The 18878-nt window shown below is 63.7% G+C and carries 17 protein-coding genes; 4 read left to right on the top strand and 13 right to left on the bottom strand.

What is annotated here, in order from left to right; genetic code table 11:
• Positions 1 to 186 precede the first annotated feature (186 nt).
• Positions 187 to 819 (top strand): N-acetylmuramoyl-L-alanine amidase family protein, encoded by a 633-nt coding sequence (locus KMZ68_RS14325; RefSeq protein WP_371741330.1) that lies wholly within the window; start codon positions 187 to 189, stop codon positions 817 to 819.
• Positions 820 to 1016: 197 nt separating this feature from the next.
• On the opposite strand, the gene queA is transcribed toward KMZ68_RS14325, so the two are convergent.
• The 5 genes from queA to coaD all read right to left on the bottom strand — a co-directional run bounded on the left by queA (position 1017) and on the right by coaD (position 4185).
• Entirely contained in the window at positions 1017 to 2093 is a 1077-nt protein-coding gene (gene queA / locus KMZ68_RS14330) for a tRNA preQ1(34) S-adenosylmethionine ribosyltransferase-isomerase QueA (protein WP_215611953.1), read from the bottom strand.
• A gap of 114 nt (positions 2094 to 2207) precedes the next feature.
• Positions 2208 to 2672, bottom strand: a complete 465-nt coding sequence (locus KMZ68_RS14335; protein WP_215611954.1) for a peptidylprolyl isomerase — start codon at positions 2670 to 2672, stop codon at positions 2208 to 2210.
• On the bottom strand, positions 2648 to 3094 hold the full coding sequence (locus tag KMZ68_RS14340) for a TonB C-terminal domain-containing protein (RefSeq protein ID WP_215611955.1): 447 nt from the start codon (positions 3092 to 3094) through the stop codon (positions 2648 to 2650). Before KMZ68_RS14340 ends, KMZ68_RS14335 begins: the two co-directional genes overlap by 25 nt.
• A 3-nt stretch (positions 3095 to 3097) precedes the next feature.
• Complete coding sequence (locus tag KMZ68_RS14345) at positions 3098 to 3661, bottom strand: peptidylprolyl isomerase (RefSeq protein WP_215611956.1); 564 nt, start codon at positions 3659 to 3661, stop codon at positions 3098 to 3100.
• Between the two features lie 26 nt (positions 3662 to 3687).
• Positions 3688 to 4185: a pantetheine-phosphate adenylyltransferase gene (gene coaD / locus KMZ68_RS14350; protein ID WP_215611957.1), complete on the bottom strand. Its 498-nt coding sequence runs from the start codon at positions 4183 to 4185 to the stop codon at positions 3688 to 3690.
• 272 nt (positions 4186 to 4457) lie between these two features.
• On the opposite strand from coaD, the gene KMZ68_RS14355 reads away from it, so the two are divergent.
• Positions 4458 to 4715: a hypothetical protein gene (locus KMZ68_RS14355; RefSeq protein ID WP_215611958.1), complete on the top strand. Its 258-nt coding sequence runs from the start codon at positions 4458 to 4460 to the stop codon at positions 4713 to 4715.
• A 138-nt stretch (positions 4716 to 4853) separates the two neighbouring features.
• Here KMZ68_RS14355 and gyrA read toward each other — a convergent pair whose 3' ends face one another.
• The 3 genes from gyrA to KMZ68_RS14370 form a co-directional block, all read right to left on the bottom strand.
• Complete coding sequence (gene gyrA / locus KMZ68_RS14360; protein WP_215611959.1) at positions 4854 to 7586, bottom strand: DNA gyrase subunit A; 2733 nt, start codon at positions 7584 to 7586, stop codon at positions 4854 to 4856.
• A 203-nt stretch (positions 7587 to 7789) separates the two neighbouring features.
• A complete protein-coding gene (locus tag KMZ68_RS14365) occupies positions 7790 to 8188 on the bottom strand; it encodes a DUF2306 domain-containing protein (protein WP_215611960.1) in 399 nt (132 codons plus the stop codon).
• A gap of 163 nt (positions 8189 to 8351) precedes the next feature.
• Positions 8352 to 8846, bottom strand: a complete 495-nt coding sequence (locus tag KMZ68_RS14370; protein WP_215601875.1) for a single-stranded DNA-binding protein — start codon at positions 8844 to 8846, stop codon at positions 8352 to 8354.
• A 477-nt stretch (positions 8847 to 9323) separates the two neighbouring features.
• Here KMZ68_RS14370 and KMZ68_RS14375 point away from each other — a divergent pair, with 477 nt between their 5' ends.
• Positions 9324 to 10079, top strand: a complete 756-nt coding sequence (locus KMZ68_RS14375; protein WP_215611961.1) for an outer membrane protein — start codon at positions 9324 to 9326, stop codon at positions 10077 to 10079.
• Positions 10080 to 10343: 264 nt separating this feature from the next.
• Entirely contained in the window at positions 10344 to 13439 is a 3096-nt protein-coding gene (gene uvrA, locus KMZ68_RS14380) for an excinuclease ABC subunit UvrA (protein WP_215611962.1), read from the top strand.
• Positions 13440 to 13627: 188 nt separating this feature from the next.
• Here uvrA and KMZ68_RS26235 read toward each other — a convergent pair whose 3' ends face one another.
• The 5 genes from KMZ68_RS26235 to KMZ68_RS26140 form a co-directional block, all read right to left on the bottom strand.
• A complete protein-coding gene (locus KMZ68_RS26235) occupies positions 13628 to 14293 on the bottom strand; it encodes a DUF1353 domain-containing protein (RefSeq protein ID WP_215611963.1) in 666 nt (221 codons plus the stop codon).
• Between the two features lie 86 nt (positions 14294 to 14379).
• Positions 14380 to 15147, bottom strand: a complete 768-nt coding sequence (locus tag KMZ68_RS14390) for an AAA family ATPase (protein ID WP_215611964.1) — start codon at positions 15145 to 15147, stop codon at positions 14380 to 14382.
• Positions 15148 to 16007: 860 nt separating this feature from the next.
• The gene (locus tag KMZ68_RS14395; protein ID WP_215616336.1) at positions 16008 to 16928 is read right to left on the bottom strand and encodes a PCC domain-containing protein; all 921 of its coding nucleotides are present in this window, start codon (positions 16926 to 16928) and stop codon (positions 16008 to 16010) included.
• Positions 16929 to 16932: 4 nt separating this feature from the next.
• On the bottom strand, positions 16933 to 18534 hold the full coding sequence (locus tag KMZ68_RS14400) for an acyl-CoA synthetase (protein WP_215616337.1): 1602 nt from the start codon (positions 18532 to 18534) through the stop codon (positions 16933 to 16935).
• Positions 18535 to 18730: 196 nt separating this feature from the next.
• Entirely contained in the window at positions 18731 to 18859 is a 129-nt protein-coding gene (locus tag KMZ68_RS26140) for a hypothetical protein (RefSeq protein ID WP_256441534.1), read from the bottom strand.
• Positions 18860 to 18878: the final 19 nt, after the last annotated feature.

The following is an 18878-nucleotide window of genomic DNA, read 5'->3' on the forward strand; positions in this document are numbered from 1 at the left end:
GCCCTGGTGAAGCGAACTGCCCCGGCGAAGCCTGCCGCCTCGTCAAAGCCCCGCAATGTGAGGCTTGCCGCCCTGGGTCCGGTCACCTTGAGCCCTTCCGCCCTGAGGCCGGGCGCACCAACATGCGATCCCTCGAAATTCCGGATCGTTCTCGATGTAGGACATACCGCCGAGTCGGAAGGCGCGATGAGCGCCCGCAACGTCGCCGAGTTCGTCTTCAATCATCGCCTTGCGCAGCGGATCGAGCAGAAATTGAAGGCCGAAGGCTTTGCCGAGACCATGTTGCTACTGACCGAGGGCAAGGCCAGGCGCAGCCTGGTCAAGCGCGTCGCCGCGGCCAACGATCTGCAGGCCAATCTCTTCCTGTCGATCCACCACGATTCCGTGCCCAACAAATTCCTCGAGGAATGGGAGTTCGAAGGCAGGAAAAGCCGTTTCAGCGACCGCTTCAGCGGCTATTCCGTCTTCGTCTCGCGCAGAAATCCGGACTTCAAGACGAGCCTTTCGTTCGCCGAACTGCTCGGCAAGGAAATGAAGGCGCAGGGCCTGCAATATGCCGAGCAATACAGCCAGGCCATCATGGGCCGGCACCGGCGTCCGTTGCTGAACAAGGAAACCGGCGTCTACAGCTACGATGAGCTCGTCGTGCTGCGAACGACCCGGATGCCTGCCGTTCTCCTGGAGGCGGGCTCGATCATCAATCGGGACGAAGAGCTCAAGATGGACTCGCCTGAACGCCGGGACATCATCAGCAGCGGAGTCACCGCGGCCGTGAGGGAGTTCTGCGATCCCCGATGGGCCATCCTCGGCGCGCTCTGATCTGTTGTCGGTCGGATAGCGCTGCGCAATCGCTAGAGCGTTTTCCAGCTTGCCCGAACCAGTACGCTTCTCGCGGGGCCTCATGGTTCGAGACGCGCGAAGACGCGCTCCTCACCATGAGGGACTGAGACCTCATCCTGAGGAGCATCGCGAAGCGATGCGTCTCGAAGGATGGAGCATCTGAAGTGGAAATGGCCCTAGTCACGAGAGCGAAACAACAGGCAGGCGTCGCCATAGGAGTAAAATCGGTAGCCGGTTTTGATGGCGTGGGCGTAGGCGCGCTTCATGGTGTCGAGGCCCGAGAACGCCGACACCAGCATGAACAGCGTCGAACGCGGCAGGTGGAAATTGGTCAGGAGAATATCGACCGCGCGAAACCGGTAGCCCGGCGTGATGAAGATCGCGGTTTCGCCTTCGAACGGCTGGATCGTTCCGTTTTCCGCGGCGGCGCTTTCCAAGAGCCGCAGCGAGGTGGTGCCGACGGCGACGATGCGGCCGCCATCGGCGCGAGCCGCATTCAGCGCCTCGGCGGTATCCCGCGACACCGAGCCCCATTCGGAGTGCATCTTGTGCCCGGCGGTGTCCTCGACCTTGACCGGCAGGAAGGTCCCTGCCCCGACATGCAGGGTAACGCGGTGGATCCCGACGCCGCGCTCGCGCAAGCCTGCCTGCAGCGCGTCGGTAAAATGCAGCCCTGCCGTGGGGGCCGCGACCGCGCCCTCGTTGGCCGCGAACATGGTCTGGTAGTCAGCGGCGTCGCGCTCGTCGGGCGCGCGCCTGGAGGCGATATAGGGCGGCAGCGGCGGGCTGCCGAGATCCGATATCGCCTGGTCGAGCGCCGGCCCGTGGAAGGAGAAGGAAAGCGTGACCTCGCCCTCCTCGCCCTTGGCCTCGACCTCGGCGTCGAGATGGCCGAGCAGGCAGACCTTGCCCTCATTGCCGAAGCGGATCACGTCGCCCGGCGCCAGCTTCCTGGCCGGCTTGACCAGCGCCTGCCAGCGCGAGCCGTCGAGGCGCTTGATCAGCGTCGCCTCGATCTTCGGTTCGGTATCGCGGCCGATGCGGCGGCCCCGCAGCTGGGCCGGTATCACCCTTGTGTCATTGACGACCAGCTGATCGCCGGGCTCGAGCCATTGCGGAAGATCCGCGACGATGCGGTCGCGCAACACGCCGTCGCCCTGCACCACCAGCATCCGTGCGGAATCGCGCGGACTCGCCGGGCGCAGCGCGATGCTGTCGGCGGGAAGTTCGAAGTCGAAGAGATCGGTGCGCATGAGCCTGGCACGTCATTCCGGAGGCCGCGCATGAGCGCGGCAATCCGGAATCTAGAGGTTGTTAGCGCGAGATTCCGGGTTCATGCTTCGCATGCCCCGGAATGACGGTTTATATCACGCCGCGTCGAGCGCCATGCGCGCCTTGACGATCTTGTCCGGGTTCTGCACCGGCTCGCCGCGCTTGATCTTGTCGACGTTCTCCATGCCTGACGTGACCTTGCCCCAGACCGTGTACTGGCCGTTGAGGAACGAGGCGTCGTCGAAGCAGATGAAGAACTGGCTGTCGCCGGAATCCGGGCTCGCGGCGCGCGCCATCGAGGTGGTGCCGCGCACATGCGGCTCCTTGTTGAATTCGGCCTTGAGCTTCTTGCCGGAACCGCCGGTGCCGGTGCCCTGCGGGCAGCCGGTCTGCGCCATGAAGCCCTCGATCACACGATGGAACACGATGCCATCGTAAAAGCCCTCGCGCACCAGTTCCTTGATCCGGGCGACGTGGCCGGGTGCAAGATCGGGACGCATCTCGATGGTGACGGGCCCCTGGGTGGTTTCGAGGATCAAAGTATTTTCGGTGTCAGCCATGCTCTCTGCTCTGCGGGTTTGAGTGGGGTTTTCTTACGGTATCTGAATGGAACCGCGAAGGGCCGGCCGGCTACGGCGCCGCCCAGTCCTTCGGTAAATGGCAATGGCGTGCAGCGTTGCAACGCCTCCATGACGGCGATGCGGTACGCCAGACGGTCCTTGTCGGTGGCGTTTGCCGATTCATAGGTAATCCTGGGGTGACCGAGGATGGCGCCCTCGCGGTTGAAGCTGACGATCACCGTGATGTCGATCGGATTGGCGCGCGAGGCCGGCGGCGGTTTCCAGCAGGAATGCAGCCTTGCAAACACGTCCCTGATGGTGTCGAGCCGCTCTGGCCGGCCTTGCGCCGGGGCGGTCGACAGCGGCAGCAGCAGGAGCAGCGCGGCAAACCAGAGAACCGGCTTGCTGCGCGGCGGCGCCATGGTTCACTTGATGTCGGATGCGACCTGCACCTTCACCATCTTGTCGGGGTCGGTGACCGCGCCGCTGCTCGAGCCCGGCGGCGCCTTCTTGAGCTTGTCAACCACGTCCATTCCCGAAACCACTTCGCCGATCACGGTGTACTGGCCGTTGAGACCGGAGCCATCGGCAAACATGATGAAGAATTGCGAGTTCGCGGTATCGACGCTGTCGCCGCGCCGCGCCATGCCGACGATGCCGCGCGTGAACGGCACCTTGGAAAATTCCTGTTTCAGGTTGGGGTATTTCGAACCGCCGGTGCCGTTGAAATTCTGGCCGTCGCCGGTCTGCGCCATGAAGCCATCCATCACGCGGTGGAACGGCACGTTGTTGTAATAGCCTTCTCGCGCAAGCTGCTTGATCCGCTCGGCATGCTGCGGAGCGAGGTCAGTGCGCAGCTTGATGACGATGCGGCCCTTGGTGGTATCGATGACAACGGCATTTGCCTTGTCGAGATTGGCGGGCAGCGGTTGCGCGACCGCGGGGGCCGCAAGGATCAGCGCGGCGATCAGGCCAAGAATTCGGATCATGAAAACTCCGGATCAGAGAAAGCGGGTCAGGTGGCGAATTTAGTCTTGAGGCCGGCCGCGACCGCCGGCGGGACGAACGCCGAGACGTCGCCCCCCATGGCTGCGATTTGGCGCACCAGTGTGGCGGTGATCGGGCGGACCGCCACCGAGGCCGGAACGAATACCGTCTGCACCCCGGGCGCCATGGTCTCGTTCATGCCCGCGATCTGCATCTCGTAGTCGAGGTCGGTGCCGTCGCGCAGGCCCCGAATCATGATCGCCGCCCCGGTTTTCTGCGCCGCCGTGATGGTGAGGTTGTCATAGGTGGTGCAGTCGAACGCGCAGCCGGCCTTTCGGGCCACCGGCTCGAATACCGCCCGGACCATGTTCAGGCGCTCCTCGATCGAAAACAGCGGCTTTTTGCCGGGATGGACGCCGATCGCGACGATCAGGCGGTCGCACAGCCCGACGGCGTGGCTAACCACGTCCAGGTGGCCATTGGTAACGGGGTCGAATGAGCCGGGATACAGTGCAATGCGGGGCATAAACCCCGTCTACCCCGCCCCGGGCGACCGGGCAAGCCGGGCGGTTCCCCACGGATGCGGGTTCTATTTCAGGTCGGCCACCGAACCACCCCCGCCGTCGCGGCGTCTCATTGGGCGGGCCGGCAATGTTTCGTCCCCGGACGGGCCACGAAACAAAACTCCGGCCGGACGAAACCATTTTCGATAGCCGCGAAGACGTCCGGAAACCGGCGCTGGCTATCCATTAACCAACGAAACGGCGGGCCAAGAAGGCCCAATGACAGGGGACCGTCATGATCAAGGCATTTTCAGCCATCGCTATCGCTGCGCTTATTGCAGCAGGACTGACCGTTCTGCCCGGCTTTGCCCCGCAGGTCGAAGCCAGCGTGCCGCAAGCCCTCGCCAAGGGCGACCGCCTCGACATCCGCCCGGTCGGCGCCAGCTGCTCGCAGCAGGCCTGGCCGAATTTCGAGGCCTCCTGCCTGCGCGTCGCCGGCAAGAAGACCGTGATCCGGGAAGCCCGGCTGGTCACCGCCGACCGCACGCCATAACGGCGCCGCCCATACCGATTTAGTCTGCCAGGTTGCTCTGGATTGAGACCCTCGGGATGCCCCCCGAGGGTCTCATTGATTCTGGCGAGGCGAATGGCGAGTAGCGAATTGGAATGCCACTCGCTATTCGCCATTCGCTCAATCGCCACTCGCGCTGCCATTACCGTTCTCGGCGTCCTCGCCGATGTGCTCGACCGACACCACATGCTCGTCCTCGGCGGTGTCGAACACGATGACGCCCTGGGTCGAGCGGCCCGCGATCCGGATGCCCTCGACCGGGCAGCGGATCAGCTGGCCCTTGTCGGTCACCAGCATGATCTGGTCGCCATCCTCGACCGGGAACGAGGCCACCAGCTTGCCGTTGCGGTTGTTGACCGACATCGCGACGATGCCTTTGCCGCCGCGGCCGGTGGTCCGGTATTCGTAGGACGAGGTGCGCTTGCCGTATCCATTGACCGACACCGTGAGCACCACCTGCTCCTGCGCCGACATCTCGACATAACGCTCGGAACTGAGCTGGATGGCGCCCGAGGTTTCCTCGGTGTCGGTTTCCGCGCCCTCTTCGGCCACAGCTTCGCCCGCCACGGCGCGGCGCATCTTCAGATAGGCCGACCGGTCGTCCGACGTCGCCTCGACATGCCTGAGGATCGAGAGCGAAATCAGCCTGTCGCCCCCGGACAGCGCGATGCCGCGAACACCCATCGAGGTGCGGCCGGAAAACACCCGCACGTCGGTGACGGGAAAGCGGATGCACTGGCCGCCGGCGGCGGTAAGCAGCACGTCGTCGCGTTCGGTGCAGATCTGCACGTCGACGATCGCCTCGTCGTCGTCGAGCTTCATGGCGATGATGCCGGAACGCCTGACGTCGACGAAATCCGACAGCTTGTTGCGCCGGACATTGCCGCCGGTGGTGGCGAACATCACGTCGAGATTGCCCCAGGAGGATTCATCCTCGGGCAACGGCATGATGGTGGTGATGCGCTCGCCCTGCTCCAGCGGCAGGATGTTGATCATCGCCTTGCCGCGCGCGTTCGGCGCCGCCATCGGCAGCCGCCAGACCTTTTCCTTGTAGACCTGTCCGCGCGACGAGAAGAACAGCACCGGCGTATGGGTCGAGGCCACGAACAGCCTCGAAACGAAATCCTCGTCGCGGGTCTGCATCCCCGCGCGGCCCTTGCCGCCGCGGCGCTGGGCCCGATAGGCCGACAGCGGCACGCGCTTGACGTAGCCGGCATGCGAGACCGTGACCACCATGTCCTCGCGCTGGATCAGGTCCTCGTCCTCGACCTCGCCTTCCTGCTCGACGATGACGGTCTTGCGCGGGGTCGCGAATTCCGACTTCACATCGGCCAGTTCGGTCTTGATGATGGCCTGGACCCGGGCCCGCGACCGCAGGATCTCGAGGTAATCGGCGATTTCCACCGCCAGCTTGTCCAGCTCTTCGGAAATCTCCTCGCGCCCGAGCGCGGTGAGCCGCTGCAGCCGCAGGTCGAGAATGGCCTTGGCCTGCTCCATCGACAGCCGCGCGGTGCCGTCGGCGTTGAGCCGGTGGCGCGGATCGTCAATCAGCGTGATCATCGCCGCGACGTCCTTGGCCGCCCAGTCGCGCGACATCAGGGTGTCGCGCGCGGTGTTGGGATCGGGCGAAGTCCGGATGACGCGGATGATCTCGTCGATATTGGCCACCGCGATCGCAAGGCCGACCAGGATATGGGCGCGGTCGCGGGCCTTGTTGAGCAGGAACTTGGTACGGCGCGTGACCACCTGTTCGCGGAAGGCGATGAACAGCGTCAAGAGATCCTTGAGGTTCATCAACAGCGGGCGGCCGGCGTCGAGCGCCACCATGTTGGCGCCGAAATTGGTCTGCAGCGGCGTGAACCGGTAGAGCTGGTTCAGCACCACGTCGGGCATCGCGTCGCGCTTCAGCTCGACGACGACGCGGAAACCGTCGCGGTCGGATTCGTCGCGCAGGTCGGAGATGCCCTCGATCTTCTTCTCGCGCACCAGTTCGGCGATGCGCTCGACCATGGTGGCCTTGTTCACCTGGTAGGGAATTTCCGAGATGATGATCGCTTCGCGGTCCTTGCGGATGGTGTCGATCGAAACCTTGCCGCGCATCACGATCGAGCCGCGGCCGAGGTGATAGGCGGAGCGGATGCCCTGGCGACCGAGGATGATGCCGCCGGTCGGGAAATCAGGACCCGGAACGATGTTGATGAGTTCGTCGATGGTGAGCGCGGGATTTTCGATCAGCGCCACGCAGGCGTCGATCACTTCGCCGAGATTGTGCGGCGGGATATTGGTCGCCATGCCGACCGCGATGCCGCCGGCGCCGTTGACCAGCAGGTTCGGGAACTTGGCCGGCAGGACCGACGGTTCCTTCTCCGAATTGTCGTAGTTGGCCTGGTAATCGACGGTGTCCTTGTCGATGTCGTCGAGCAGCGACTGCGCGATCTTGGTCAGGCGGGATTCGGTGTACCGCATCGCGGCGGCCATATCGCCATCGACCGAACCGAAATTGCCCTGGCCGTCGATCAGCGGCACGCGCATGGAGAATTCCTGCGCCATGCGGACCATCGCGTCGTAGACCGACTGGTCGCCGTGCGGATGGTATTTACCGATGACGTCGCCGACGGTGCGCGCCGACTTGCGATACGGCTTGTTCCATTCGAAGCCGTTCTCGTACATCGCGAAGAGAATGCGGCGATGCACCGGCTTCAGGCCGTCGCGCGCATCGGGCAGCGCACGCGCCACGATCACGCTCATGGCGTAATCGAGGTAGGAGCGCTTCATCTCGTCGAGGATGGATACGGGACGAATATCCGAAGGCGCCGGCGGCTCGCCGGGCTTCGTATCTTCAGGGTCAGACAAAGGGGAAATCCGGTCAGTTTTGGCTTCGAATCATATAGCAGTTCAAACGCCTTCAAACCACCCTTAAGTGGTTTACGCCAGAGGTTTTTCCCTTTGTTTTTTCATGGACTTATGGCACCAGCGCGGGGCCCCGCCGGGCCCGAGAATCCAGCTCCCAAACCGGCCGAAAGCCGCAAGGCGCCCCACTCCCCCTGGCGGGCTCCCTATGAGCCGAAAAGGACGTCGTGCATGATCCGTCCGGGCACCAGCGTGAACAGCCCGGCGAGCAGCAGCGCACCGGCAAAGATCCATGTCATCGCGATCCGGTGAGCGCGGACGCGGTGGGCGCGGGCCGCCAGCACGGCGGCCACCAGCATGATCGGCGTGACCACCGACAGCAGGTGAATCGGGCTCCACGGTCCCCACATCTTGATGCCGTGGATCAGAAACGAGGATCCGCTGATCACCAGCATCAGCACCACCCAGATCCAGCCCAGCGTCCGGTGCGGCAGCGTGCCTTTCGGCGCAGCCAATTGGACCGCGCCGAGGGCAAAGGCCGCCATCGCGGCAAAGGCGTGAATCTGGACTTCGGGAGCAGCATTCAACAGCGGTGCGAGCGACATTCGGGACACCTCAGAGGCCATCTGAAACCACGCGTCATGGCCGGAAGATCAATGTAAGGAGTATTTACATCTATCTTTCCAATGTCAAGATCAATCGCCGCACGGTTCCGCCCTCTCCGCGCCGCCGGCGAAGGCCGCCTGCCGGCGACCCTCGCCGGAGCCGTCAGAACGGAATATCGTCGTCCATGTCGCTGTTGCGCGCGCCGGCCGCCGCAACCGCGCGCCGGGGCGCGGCGCTCGAGGGCCCGCTGGAGCCGAAATCGCTGCCGGAATCATCGGAGCCGAAATTGCCGCCCCCGCCGCCGCTGCGGCCGTCGAGCATGGTCAGGTTCGAATTGAAGCCCTGCAGCACCACCTCGGTGGAGTACTTCTCGACACCGCTCTGGTCGGTCCATTTGCGCGTCTGCAGCTGGCCCTCGATGTAAACCTTGGCGCCCTTCTTCAGATACTGCTCGGCGACCTTGCAAAGGCCCTCGTTGAAAATCACCACCCGGTGCCACTCGGTCTTTTCCTTGCGCTCGCCGGTGGCCTTGTCGCGCCAGCTTTCGGAGGTCGCCACGCTCAGATTGGCGATCGGCCGCCCGTCCTGGGTCCGCCGGATTTCCGGATCCTTGCCGAGGTTACCGACCAGAATCACCTTGTTCACGCTTCCCGCCATCGCCGCTCTCCACTCTTCGAATCCACTGGCAAAACCACAAGCCCCGCCCGATCCGGACGCCGGCTGAGCCGCCGCCGCGCCTTCGAGATCTCTCGGGGCCACATTGGGGACGACCCTATACGCTCACCGGTCCCGCGAGCCCGGCGATCCCCGGTTATCCACATTATAGCATTCCCGGATCGCGCGTTCCAGTTTTGTTCTTGTGCTGCAGAGCACAAACCATACTCTACTCTGGCGGCGCCATCAGCACCGGCAGCGGTCGCAGTTACCTTGGGTTCCCTGCCGGCTCCGGAATTCGGTAAACAAATCACTAACTTGCCACAATTCACTTCGCTGGCGAGTGTTGCATTTGGGAGACGGCTTTTTGCGCGGAATCGGGTATAGGTATGCAGGAACTTAGATCGCTTGGGCGCTCGCACCGATTATTCAAAACCGCTTCGGGACCAAAGTTAGCGGATCAAAACTGGAGAGACTACGATGAAGAAGATTTTGCTGGGTACTGTTGGTCTGGTGGCGCTGAGCCTGTCGGCTCCGGCATCGGCCGCCGATCTCGCTGCCCGCCCCTACGCCAAGGCCCCCCCGATGATCGCCGCAGTCTATGACTGGAGCGGCTTCTACATCGGCGTCAACGGCGGCGGCGCTTGGAGCCACAAGTGCTGGGATTTCTCCGGCCAGGCCACTGCGCGCCTTGCCACCAACGTCGCGGAAGGCTGCCATGATGCAACCGGCGGCACCGTCGGCGGACAGATCGGCTATCGCTGGCAGGCTGCTTCCTGGGTGTTCGGCCTGGAAGCGCAGGGCAACTGGGCTGACCTGACTGGCTCCAATGTCAGCCTCGTGTTCCCCACCATCACCAACAAGACCAAGGTCGAAGCGTTCGGTCTCTTCACCGGCCAGGTCGGCTACGCCTTCAGCAACGCCCTGCTCTACGTCAAGGGCGGCGCCGCTGTCGTCAGCGACAAGTACAGCTACGGTTTGACCGGCGGCGCCGTGAACGGCACCGCTTCCGAGACCCGCTGGGGTGGCGTGGTCGGCGTCGGCTTCGAGTACGGCTTCGCTCCGAACTGGTCGGTCGGCATCGAGTACGATCACGCCTTCATGGGCGGTCGTGACATCACCTTCAACCAGATCACCCCGGTTGCTTCGCCGGTCGACCGCATCGGTCAGGACCTGGATATCGTCACCGCCCGCATCAACTACCGTTGGGGTGGCCCGGTCGTCGCGAAGTACTGATCTTCTCGACCGCTTCCCGATTGAGCTACGAAAGGCCGGCCTCGCGCCGGCCTTTTTGTTGGCGGGACGCTGCTTGTTTGCGGGACGCTGCCAGCTGCTGCCATTGCGGTTGATTGCAAAACTATCCGTTGATGGCCTGCACGGAACACTGGAAATCGCTGCGCGTTCTTCCTATGTTCCGAACTCACCCATTGGCGTCCGATCCCCGGCTTCCGGAAGATGCGCGCCTGAACGCGGCGCGATCAACGCGCCTGGGAATCCGATATGGATGAAGTGATCAGGGCGAAGCGCCAACAGAACGCCGCATCCGCCACGCGCGCGATAACGATCCGCGGCGCTCGCGAGCACAATCTCAAGAACGTCGACCTGGAGATCCCGCGCGACAGGCTCGTGGTGTTCACCGGCCTGTCCGGCTCCGGCAAATCCTCGCTCGCCTTCGACACCATCTATGCCGAGGGACAACGGCGTTACGTCGAGTCGCTGTCGGCCTATGCGCGCCAGTTCCTGGAGATGATGCAGAAGCCCGACGTCGACCAGATCGACGGCCTGTCGCCGGCGATCTCGATCGAGCAGAAGACCACCTCGAAGAATCCGCGCTCGACGGTGGGCACCGTCACCGAGATCTACGACTACATGCGGCTGTTGTGGGCCCGCGTCGGCGTGCCCTATTCGCCGGCCACCGGCCTGCCGATCGAAAGCCAGATCGTCTCGCAGATGGTTGACCGGGTGCTGGCATTGCCCGAGGGCACCCGGCTCTATCTGCTGGCGCCGGTCGTGCGCGGCCGCAAGGGCGAGTACAGGAAAGAGCTCGCCGACTATCTCAAGAAGGGATTCCAGCGGGTCAAGATCGACGGCACGTTTTACGAGCTTTCGGAAGCGCCGACGCTGGACAAGAAATTCCCGCACGACATCGATGTCGTGGTCGACCGCATCGTGGTGCGGCCGGACATCGGCCAGCGGCTGGCGGAAAGTTTCGAGACTGCGCTGAAGCTCGCCGAGGGCCTCGCGGTGATCGAATATGCCGACGCGCCGGCTCCTCAGCCATCATCCTTCGAGACGCGCCCTGCGGGCGCTCCTCAGGATGAGGACGGAGCGCGACGATCGAAGGCAACCAAGCGGGGCTCTCTCCCTCACCCTGAGGAGGCGCGTAGCGCCGTCTCGAAGGGTGAGGAGGCGACAAAGAAAGTCGCAAAGATCCACGACAAGAGCGGGCCGGAGCGGATTTTGTTTTCGGAAAAATTCGCCTGCCCGGTTTCCGGCTTCACCATTCCCGAAATCGAGCCCCGACTTTTCTCGTTCAACAATCCCTATGGCGCCTGTCCGGCCTGCGGCGGCCTCGGCGTCGAGCAGCACATCGACGAGGACCTGGTCATTCCCGACAAGGAACTGACCTTGCGCAAGGGCGCGATCGCGCCGTGGGCGAAATCGTCCTCGCCCTATTACATCCAGACCCTGACCGCGCTCGGCAAGTTCTACAAGTTCACGCTCGACACCAAGTGGAAGGACCTGTCGAAGAAGGTGCAGCAGGCGCTGCTGCACGGCTCCGGCGAGGATGAAATCAAGTTCTCCTATGAAGACGGCGTGCGCTCCTACGACACCAAAAAGCCGTTCGAGGGCGTCGTCACCAACATCAACCGGCGCTATCGCGAGACCGAGAGCGAATGGGCCCGCGAGGAACTCGCAAAATATTTCTCCGACGTTCCCTGCGAAGGCTGCCACGGTCACCGGCTCAAGCCGGAGGCGCTGTGCGTCAAGATCGGCGGCAAGCATATCGGCGAGATTTCGGAAATGTCGGTGCGCGGCGCCGGCGAATGGTTCGAGACCGTGCCGAAGGCGCTGAACGCGCAGCAGAACGAGATCGCTGGCCGCGTCTTGAAGGAAATCCGCGAGCGGCTGTCGTTCCTGCTCGACGTCGGCCTCAACTACCTGACCCTGGCGCGCGCCTCCGGCACGCTTTCCGGCGGCGAAAGCCAGCGCATCCGCCTCGCCTCGCAGATCGGTTCCGGGCTGACCGGCGTGCTCTATGTGCTGGACGAGCCCTCGATCGGCCTGCACCAGCGCGACAATGCGCGTCTGCTGGAAACCCTGAAGCGGCTGCGCGACCTCGGCAACACCGTGATCGTGGTCGAGCATGACGAGGACGCCATTCGGCTGGCCGACTACGTCGTCGACGTCGGCCCCGGCGCCGGCGTCCATGGCGGCAACATCGTCGCCCAGGGCACGCCTGCCGACGTCATGAACAATCCGAAATCGCTGACCGGAAAATATCTCACCGGCGAGTTATCGGTGGAAATCCCCGAGCGCAAGCCGCCGAACCATCGCCGCACCATCAAGGTGGTCAACGCCCGCGGCAACAATCTGAAGAACGTCTCGGCGGAGATTCCGCTGGGCCTGTTCACCTGCGTCACGGGAGTCTCCGGCGGCGGCAAGTCGACGCTGCTGATCGACACCCTGTACAAGGCGATCGCCCGCAAACTCAACAACGCCAGCGAGGGCGCCGCCCCGCACGACCGCATCGAGGGGCTCGAGCATATCGACAAGATCATCGACATCGACCAGTCGCCGATCGGCCGCACCCCGCGCTCCAATCCCGCCACCTATACCGGCGCCTTCACCCCGATCCGCGAATGGTTCGCCGGCCTGCCCGAAGCCAAGGCGCGCGGCTACGAGCCCGGCCGGTTTTCCTTCAACGTCAAGGGCGGCCGCTGCGAAGCCTGCCAGGGCGACGGCGTCATCAAGATCGAGATGCACTTTCTGCCCGACGTCTACGTCACCTGCGACGTCTGCAAGGGCAAGCGCTACAACCGCGAAACCCTGGAAGTGCTGTTCAAGGGCAAGAGCATCGCCGACGTGCTCGACATGACCGTCGAGGAAGCCGCCGACTTCTTCAAGGCGGTGCCGCGGGTACGCGAAACCTTCAAGACCCTGCACCGCGTCGGCCTCGATTACATCCATGTCGGCCAGCAGGCCACCACCCTGTCCGGCGGCGAAGCCCAGCGCGTCAAGCTGGCGAAGGAACTGTCAAAGCGCGCCACCGGCCGCACGCTCTACATCCTGGATGAGCCGACCACTGGCCTGCATTTCCACGACGTCAAGAAGCTCCTGGAAGTGCTGCACGAGCTGGTGTCGCAGGGCAACACCGTGGTGGTGATCGAGCACAATCTCGAGGTCATCAAGACCGCCGACTGGGTGATCGACCTCGGCCCCGAAGGCGGCGACGGCGGCGGCGAAATCGTCGCCTGGGGCCCGCCGGAGGATATCGTCAAGGCGCCGCGGAGTTATACCGGCAAGTTCCTGGCGCCGGTGCTGGCGAAGGCGGGGAAGCCGCGGAAAAGCGGGGCGAGCGAGGCGGCGGAGTAGGCTGGTAGCGATACTTTGCGCCGCGCTAGCTCCTCACCATGGTGTCACCCAGCAATTTGCGTTTTCTGTCGGGCGGCGGCTGCTGCTGGCTCAATGACTTGATATGTTGCCAAGCGCGGGGAAATTCCTTGCGCGCTTCCGCCTTTTCCCATTCCGACAATTTCCATGTCTTCGGCGGCGTTACATTCTCACCGAAGTTGCTTAGCCACACCACCGCTATATGGAACGGGGTGACGCGGTGCGCGCCGCAATTGCCCTGCCGGTTCCACAACCCAGCCGCAATCGGGCCGTCGACTCCGCTGCTGATGATTTCCGCGGCGAGCGCCTGTTCGCGAACCTGTCCATAGTCGACCAGCGTTTTGATGACTTCTGCAAGGATGAGTGCGGATTCGTCGAACTCGATCGGCTTCGATCCATCCTTGCCGTTCACGTCGTCGAAACGCACCACGTCGTTGTATTTTGCGGGCTCTTGGTCGACGTAGCAGTTGCGACCGTAAAAAAATCCAGTCATGTACGATATAGGCCGGGCCAAAACCCCAGGGCGAAAGGCCGTTGAAAATCTGGGCGATGCGCGGAATTGAACCGCCATCGGTGTACATCAAGCCAGGAGCGATCACGCGTCCGGTCGATGCCGTCTCGAACGCGAAATTCTTTCCCTCACCGCCCGGCACGTAAACGAACTTATCCGCGCCGACCCACATGGTGACGACAGAACCGCCGATCCTGCCGGTCTTAGCGATCAGGTACGGCGAGACGCATCCCGCAAGCGTCAGCGACGCCGCGACAACAAACCCCAACTTGCGCATCGGACCCGCCCCGAGGTTGTATATTGTCTCTACGCTACTTGGCGGCATGTATACTCACAAGCCGCTAAATCGGGGCCGCGCGCATATACCCCGGAATTGTTGCCGAAATAGCGCGGGACGCAAAATCAGGGCGATCACTCCTCCATCACTGCCTCCACAAACCCCGCCGGATCATCGCAGAACTCCCGCATGACCTTGTAGTGATCCGTGTCCTTCACGGTCACCGGCTCCAGCCCGTCCTTGGTCAACCGCAGCAGCCGCGCATCGGGATAGGCCATCAGCATGGGCGAATGCGTGGCCATGATGATCTGGCAATGGCCGGAATTTTCCATCCGCCGCATCAGCTTGAGAAACTCGATCTGGCGCGAGGGCGACAGCGCGGATTCCGGCTCATCGAAGATGAAGATGCCCTGACGCTGGCAGCGCTCTTCGAAGAAGCGCAGGAAGCCCTCGCCATGGGAATGGGAGAGGAAGTCGGGCGGCATACCGCCGCCGCCTCGGGCGGCCTCGTCGAGATATCTGGCGACCGAAAAGAAGCTCTCGGCGCGGAAGAACCAGCCGTTGGTGATCTTCGGCAGCCAGCTCGCGCGCAGCGCTTTCGAAAGCTGCCCGCCCATCTTCTCCAGCGCCATGGAATGATCGACCGGCCGGTAGCCCTTGCCGCCGCCGGCTTCGTCATATCCGGCGAGCACGGCGATGCCTTCGAGAAAGGTGGATTTGCCGGTGCCGTTTTCGCCGACGATGATGGTGATGGCGCGATCGAAACTCAGCTCGAACTCATCGCCCAGGAACGGCAGGCAGAACGGATAGGCCTCGCGGTCGGCGATGCGCGACGGCTCGAGCCAGACGCGCCTGAGATACGGCGCAGGCAGATTGATGTCGCGCTTTCGTTTCGAACTCATGCCCCCGCTCCGCACCGCTCTGTTGAGACCTTAAGACGTCGCTTTCCTAATCTAGAACATAACAGGAACATGATACATATGGAAGTGCGGTCTTGGCCGGGTTTGTCCGCTCAAACCGCATCCGCCGGCCTGACCCGCATGGCGATCACGGCGCCCTTGTCCCGCTCGACTACGCCAATTTCGTACTGGCCCTGCAGGTCCGACCAAGATGATTCACTTTCCGTCACGGCCGGGATTCGTCCCGGCCATCCACGTCTCACTTGCTAGACGCGGCTAAGACGTGGATGCCCGGCACGTCTAGCGCGAAGACGCGCTTCGCGCTTTTGGCCGGGCATGACGAGCTTTGCTTGAGATGCCTATTTCGTCGGCTACTTTTTCAGTCAGACTCTGAGGAGCCCGGCGAGGCGTAGCGAAGCCGGGCTCCTCCAGCGACAACGGCGAAGCCGTTGCGCGGGGATGAGGTCCGGGACAACCTGGCGAACCGCTGCAATCGACCGAGCGTCAACCCGGCAATGCACCTTCTGAACGATGTATGGTGGATCGAGTGTCGCATTGCCCGGACGGTGCCGTGAATTGAATTCAAAGGGTAGCGTCTTGCACGGCTGACGTCCCCGGCCATCCCGTCAAGACGGATCGCTTGCCCGTGCTTCTCTGAAGATCAGGTTCCGGCAGCGCTCTACAAGTTGCGGAATAATGGAATAGTGCCGGTGATTTGCCCGACGTGTCAAAATGTTTTCGCAGGATCTCTCAAATCGTCCCCGGCCCGGCAATTCTTACTTTGCATGGGGTTGTTTTCGACATTTTAGTTTGGGGCGAGCATGGCGTGATGGTGGGGACGGCGCGAGGCGCTCTTGCCCGCCCTAAAAGCCGTCAAGCACTTCAACCACCAGCTCCATCGTCATCAAGACCGGATTGTCGCCGCGCTCGAGCCGGCCCTCGGCGAGGCCGCCGGTGTAGTCGACCAGGGCTATGTCCAGCTCCGCTTCGAGCGCGCCGCCTGCCCCGGCGGAAATGACACCCGAGCGGATCATCAACTCGGTCGCGAACGGCTCGACGATGCCGCCGCCGGTGAAGCGGGCGCCGATGGTGCTGCCGACGCCGCCATGCAGCTTCGCCCGCGTGATGCCGCGCTCTCGGCAGAACGCTTCCAGCGCGCCGGCAAAGTCCTGGTTCGGCCGCAGCCGCAGCACGAAGGCGCGGCTCGTTGTCTCCGCACCTGCAGCCGCATCTCTTGACGCGTTTTCTTCACGCGAACCGGTACCCACTTCGCTCGAAAACGCTATGGGCACCGGCCCGAACAGTTTGAAGTTGGTCTCGGGATCGAGCTCCGCCATGAACAGCGCGCCGTCGATGCCGAACGCCTCCACCTCGAACGGCTCGGCGACCATAGTCTCCTCGGGGAGGATATGGCCGCCGCCGGCGCGGCCGTCGGCCTCAACCCACAGCGCGTGGCAATGGAAGAACGGCGCGCCGTCGCGGCTACCCAGCGTCATCGCGCCCATCTTGAGGCGGGTGACGCCGGCGGGCCTAAACGTGTCGCTGTAGAAGGCGGCATTCTCGCCAGTCTTCGACAGGGCCGGCATCACATAGGCGAACGGGCCGAGCGCCCCGCCCCGGATGTTCAAGGTGCCGCCGGCAAAACCCTCTGCCGCAAAGCCGCGGCGCGCGGCCTCCAGCAGCGGCACGCCCGCCTGCAGCGTGAAGGAAAAGGCGCGGCCGCGCGCCTCGACCCACTGGATGCGCGCGGCCACGGGCGGGCCGGGTTGCTGGATGCTTCGCATCTTCTCAGCGACCGCCATCGGCTTGCTTCGTGAGGTCGAGCAGTCCCCGCGCCTCCAGCTCATCGCGCACCAGCCGTTTTGGAATCTTGCCATAGCCGGATTTCGGCAGCGCATCCCAGAAGAAGAAGCGCTTCGGCATCTTGTAGCGCGGCACCTTCGGCGCCAGGAACGCGGCCATCTCGGCCTCGGTCACTGCGCCTGCGCCCTCGCGCGCGACGCAGACGGCGACGCCGACCTCGCCCCAGAACGGGTCGGGCACCCCGAGCACCGCGACCTCGCCGATCGCGGGATGGGTCAATATCTTCTCCTCGACCTCGCGCGGATAGATGTTGGATCCGCCCGATATGTACATGTCGGAGGCGCGGCCGGTGATGTAGACGAACCCCTCCTCGTCCATGTGGCCGAGGTCGCCGGTGCGGAACCAGCCGTCACGAAACGCCTTGGCGTTCGCCTCGGGGTTATCGTAGTAGCCGGCGAACACCGCGGGACCGATCACGCAGATCTCGCCGGTTTCGAACGGTTTCAATTCTTGACCGTCGTCGCCCTGGATCGAGACCTGCATGCCCGTGCGCTCGAAGCCGCAGGTGCCGATCCGCGCCTGCGGACCGTCCTCGGGGTCGTGCAGTGCGGGCGGCAGCACCGTGATGTTGCCGGTGACCTCGCCGAGCCCGAAATACTGCACCAGCACCTTGCCGAGCTTGTTCAGCGCCGCCTTCTGGTCCTCGCGATACATCGGCGCGCCGGCATAGATGATGTAGCGCAGTGAGGAATGATCGTGGCGATCGATGGCGGGATGCTCGACCATCATCTTCAAGATGGTCGGCACGGTAAAGATGTTGCTGACGCGGTGGGTCGCGATCAGCCGGAACGCCTCGTCGATATCGAAGCGCTCGGTCGACAGCAGGATGGTCGGCACGCCGCGCGCGGCCTGCACCAGCTGATGCACGCCGGCGCCGTGCGACAGCGGCGCCACCACCAGCGATGCGTCCTTCTCCGTGGTGCCGGGCATCAGGTCGGCGAGATGGTTGGTGACGACAAACGCCATCTGGCCATGGGTCAGCACCGCCGCCTTGGATCGCCCCGTGGTGCCGGAGGTGAAGAAGAACCAGCAGGGGTCGTCATAATCGACCGCTGTGTTCCCGAACTTCGCACCCGCATGAGCCGCGATCACTTCGCTCACAGAGCTTTCGCCGAATGCGCCCTCGCCGATCCGCCAGGTGAATTCGAGCGCCGGGCTCGCGGCCTTCACCGCGGCCACGTGGTCCGGAAAGTCGCCATGGCACAGGAACGCTTTGGCGCCGGATGCCGTGGCCAGATAGGCGACCTCGTCCGGCATCAGGCGGAAATTGGTCGGTACCCAGACCGCGCCGAGCCGGAAGGCTGCAAACATCGACCAGAACATCTCGTCGCCATTCTTGGAATGCACCAGGATGCGGTCGCCCTTGGCGATGCCGCGCTCGGCGAGCGCCGCCGCCAGCGCCGAAACCCGGGCGTCGATCTCGCGCCAGCTCCAGGACTTGTCGCCCCAGATCAACCCGGGCCGGTCGCCGTGGCGGCGGGCATTTTGCGTCAAGAGATGCGCGAGGTTCATGACCCGGCGCGACATCCGCGCCACGCCGCCCGTCGGCGCGATTGTGCTGACAGCCTCGGTCACCCCGCATACCCCATCGCAATTCCTGTCAAACCATCCGGCATGGACCACCTTCTATCGATAACGCGCTGTATGAAGTCTATCAGCGGCCGCGCCTCAATGCCCAGTAGCCCTGAGCGAGCGCCATGCTTCATGCGACACGGAGGATAAGTCAGCGCAACCCGGTCCCGCCGCAGCGCTGGCATTTCACCACCTTGTCGCCCTTCTTCAGCAAGCCCTTGCCTTCGCAATTCTTGCATTTCTGCTTCTTCTTGATGTTGGGGCCCTTGTCATTGGCCATGATCGCCTCCAGACCAGCG

Origin of the sequence: Bradyrhizobium sediminis (assembly GCF_018736105.1) — a bacterium.
In the GTDB taxonomy this organism is placed as follows: Bacteria; Pseudomonadota; Alphaproteobacteria; order Rhizobiales; family Xanthobacteraceae; genus Bradyrhizobium.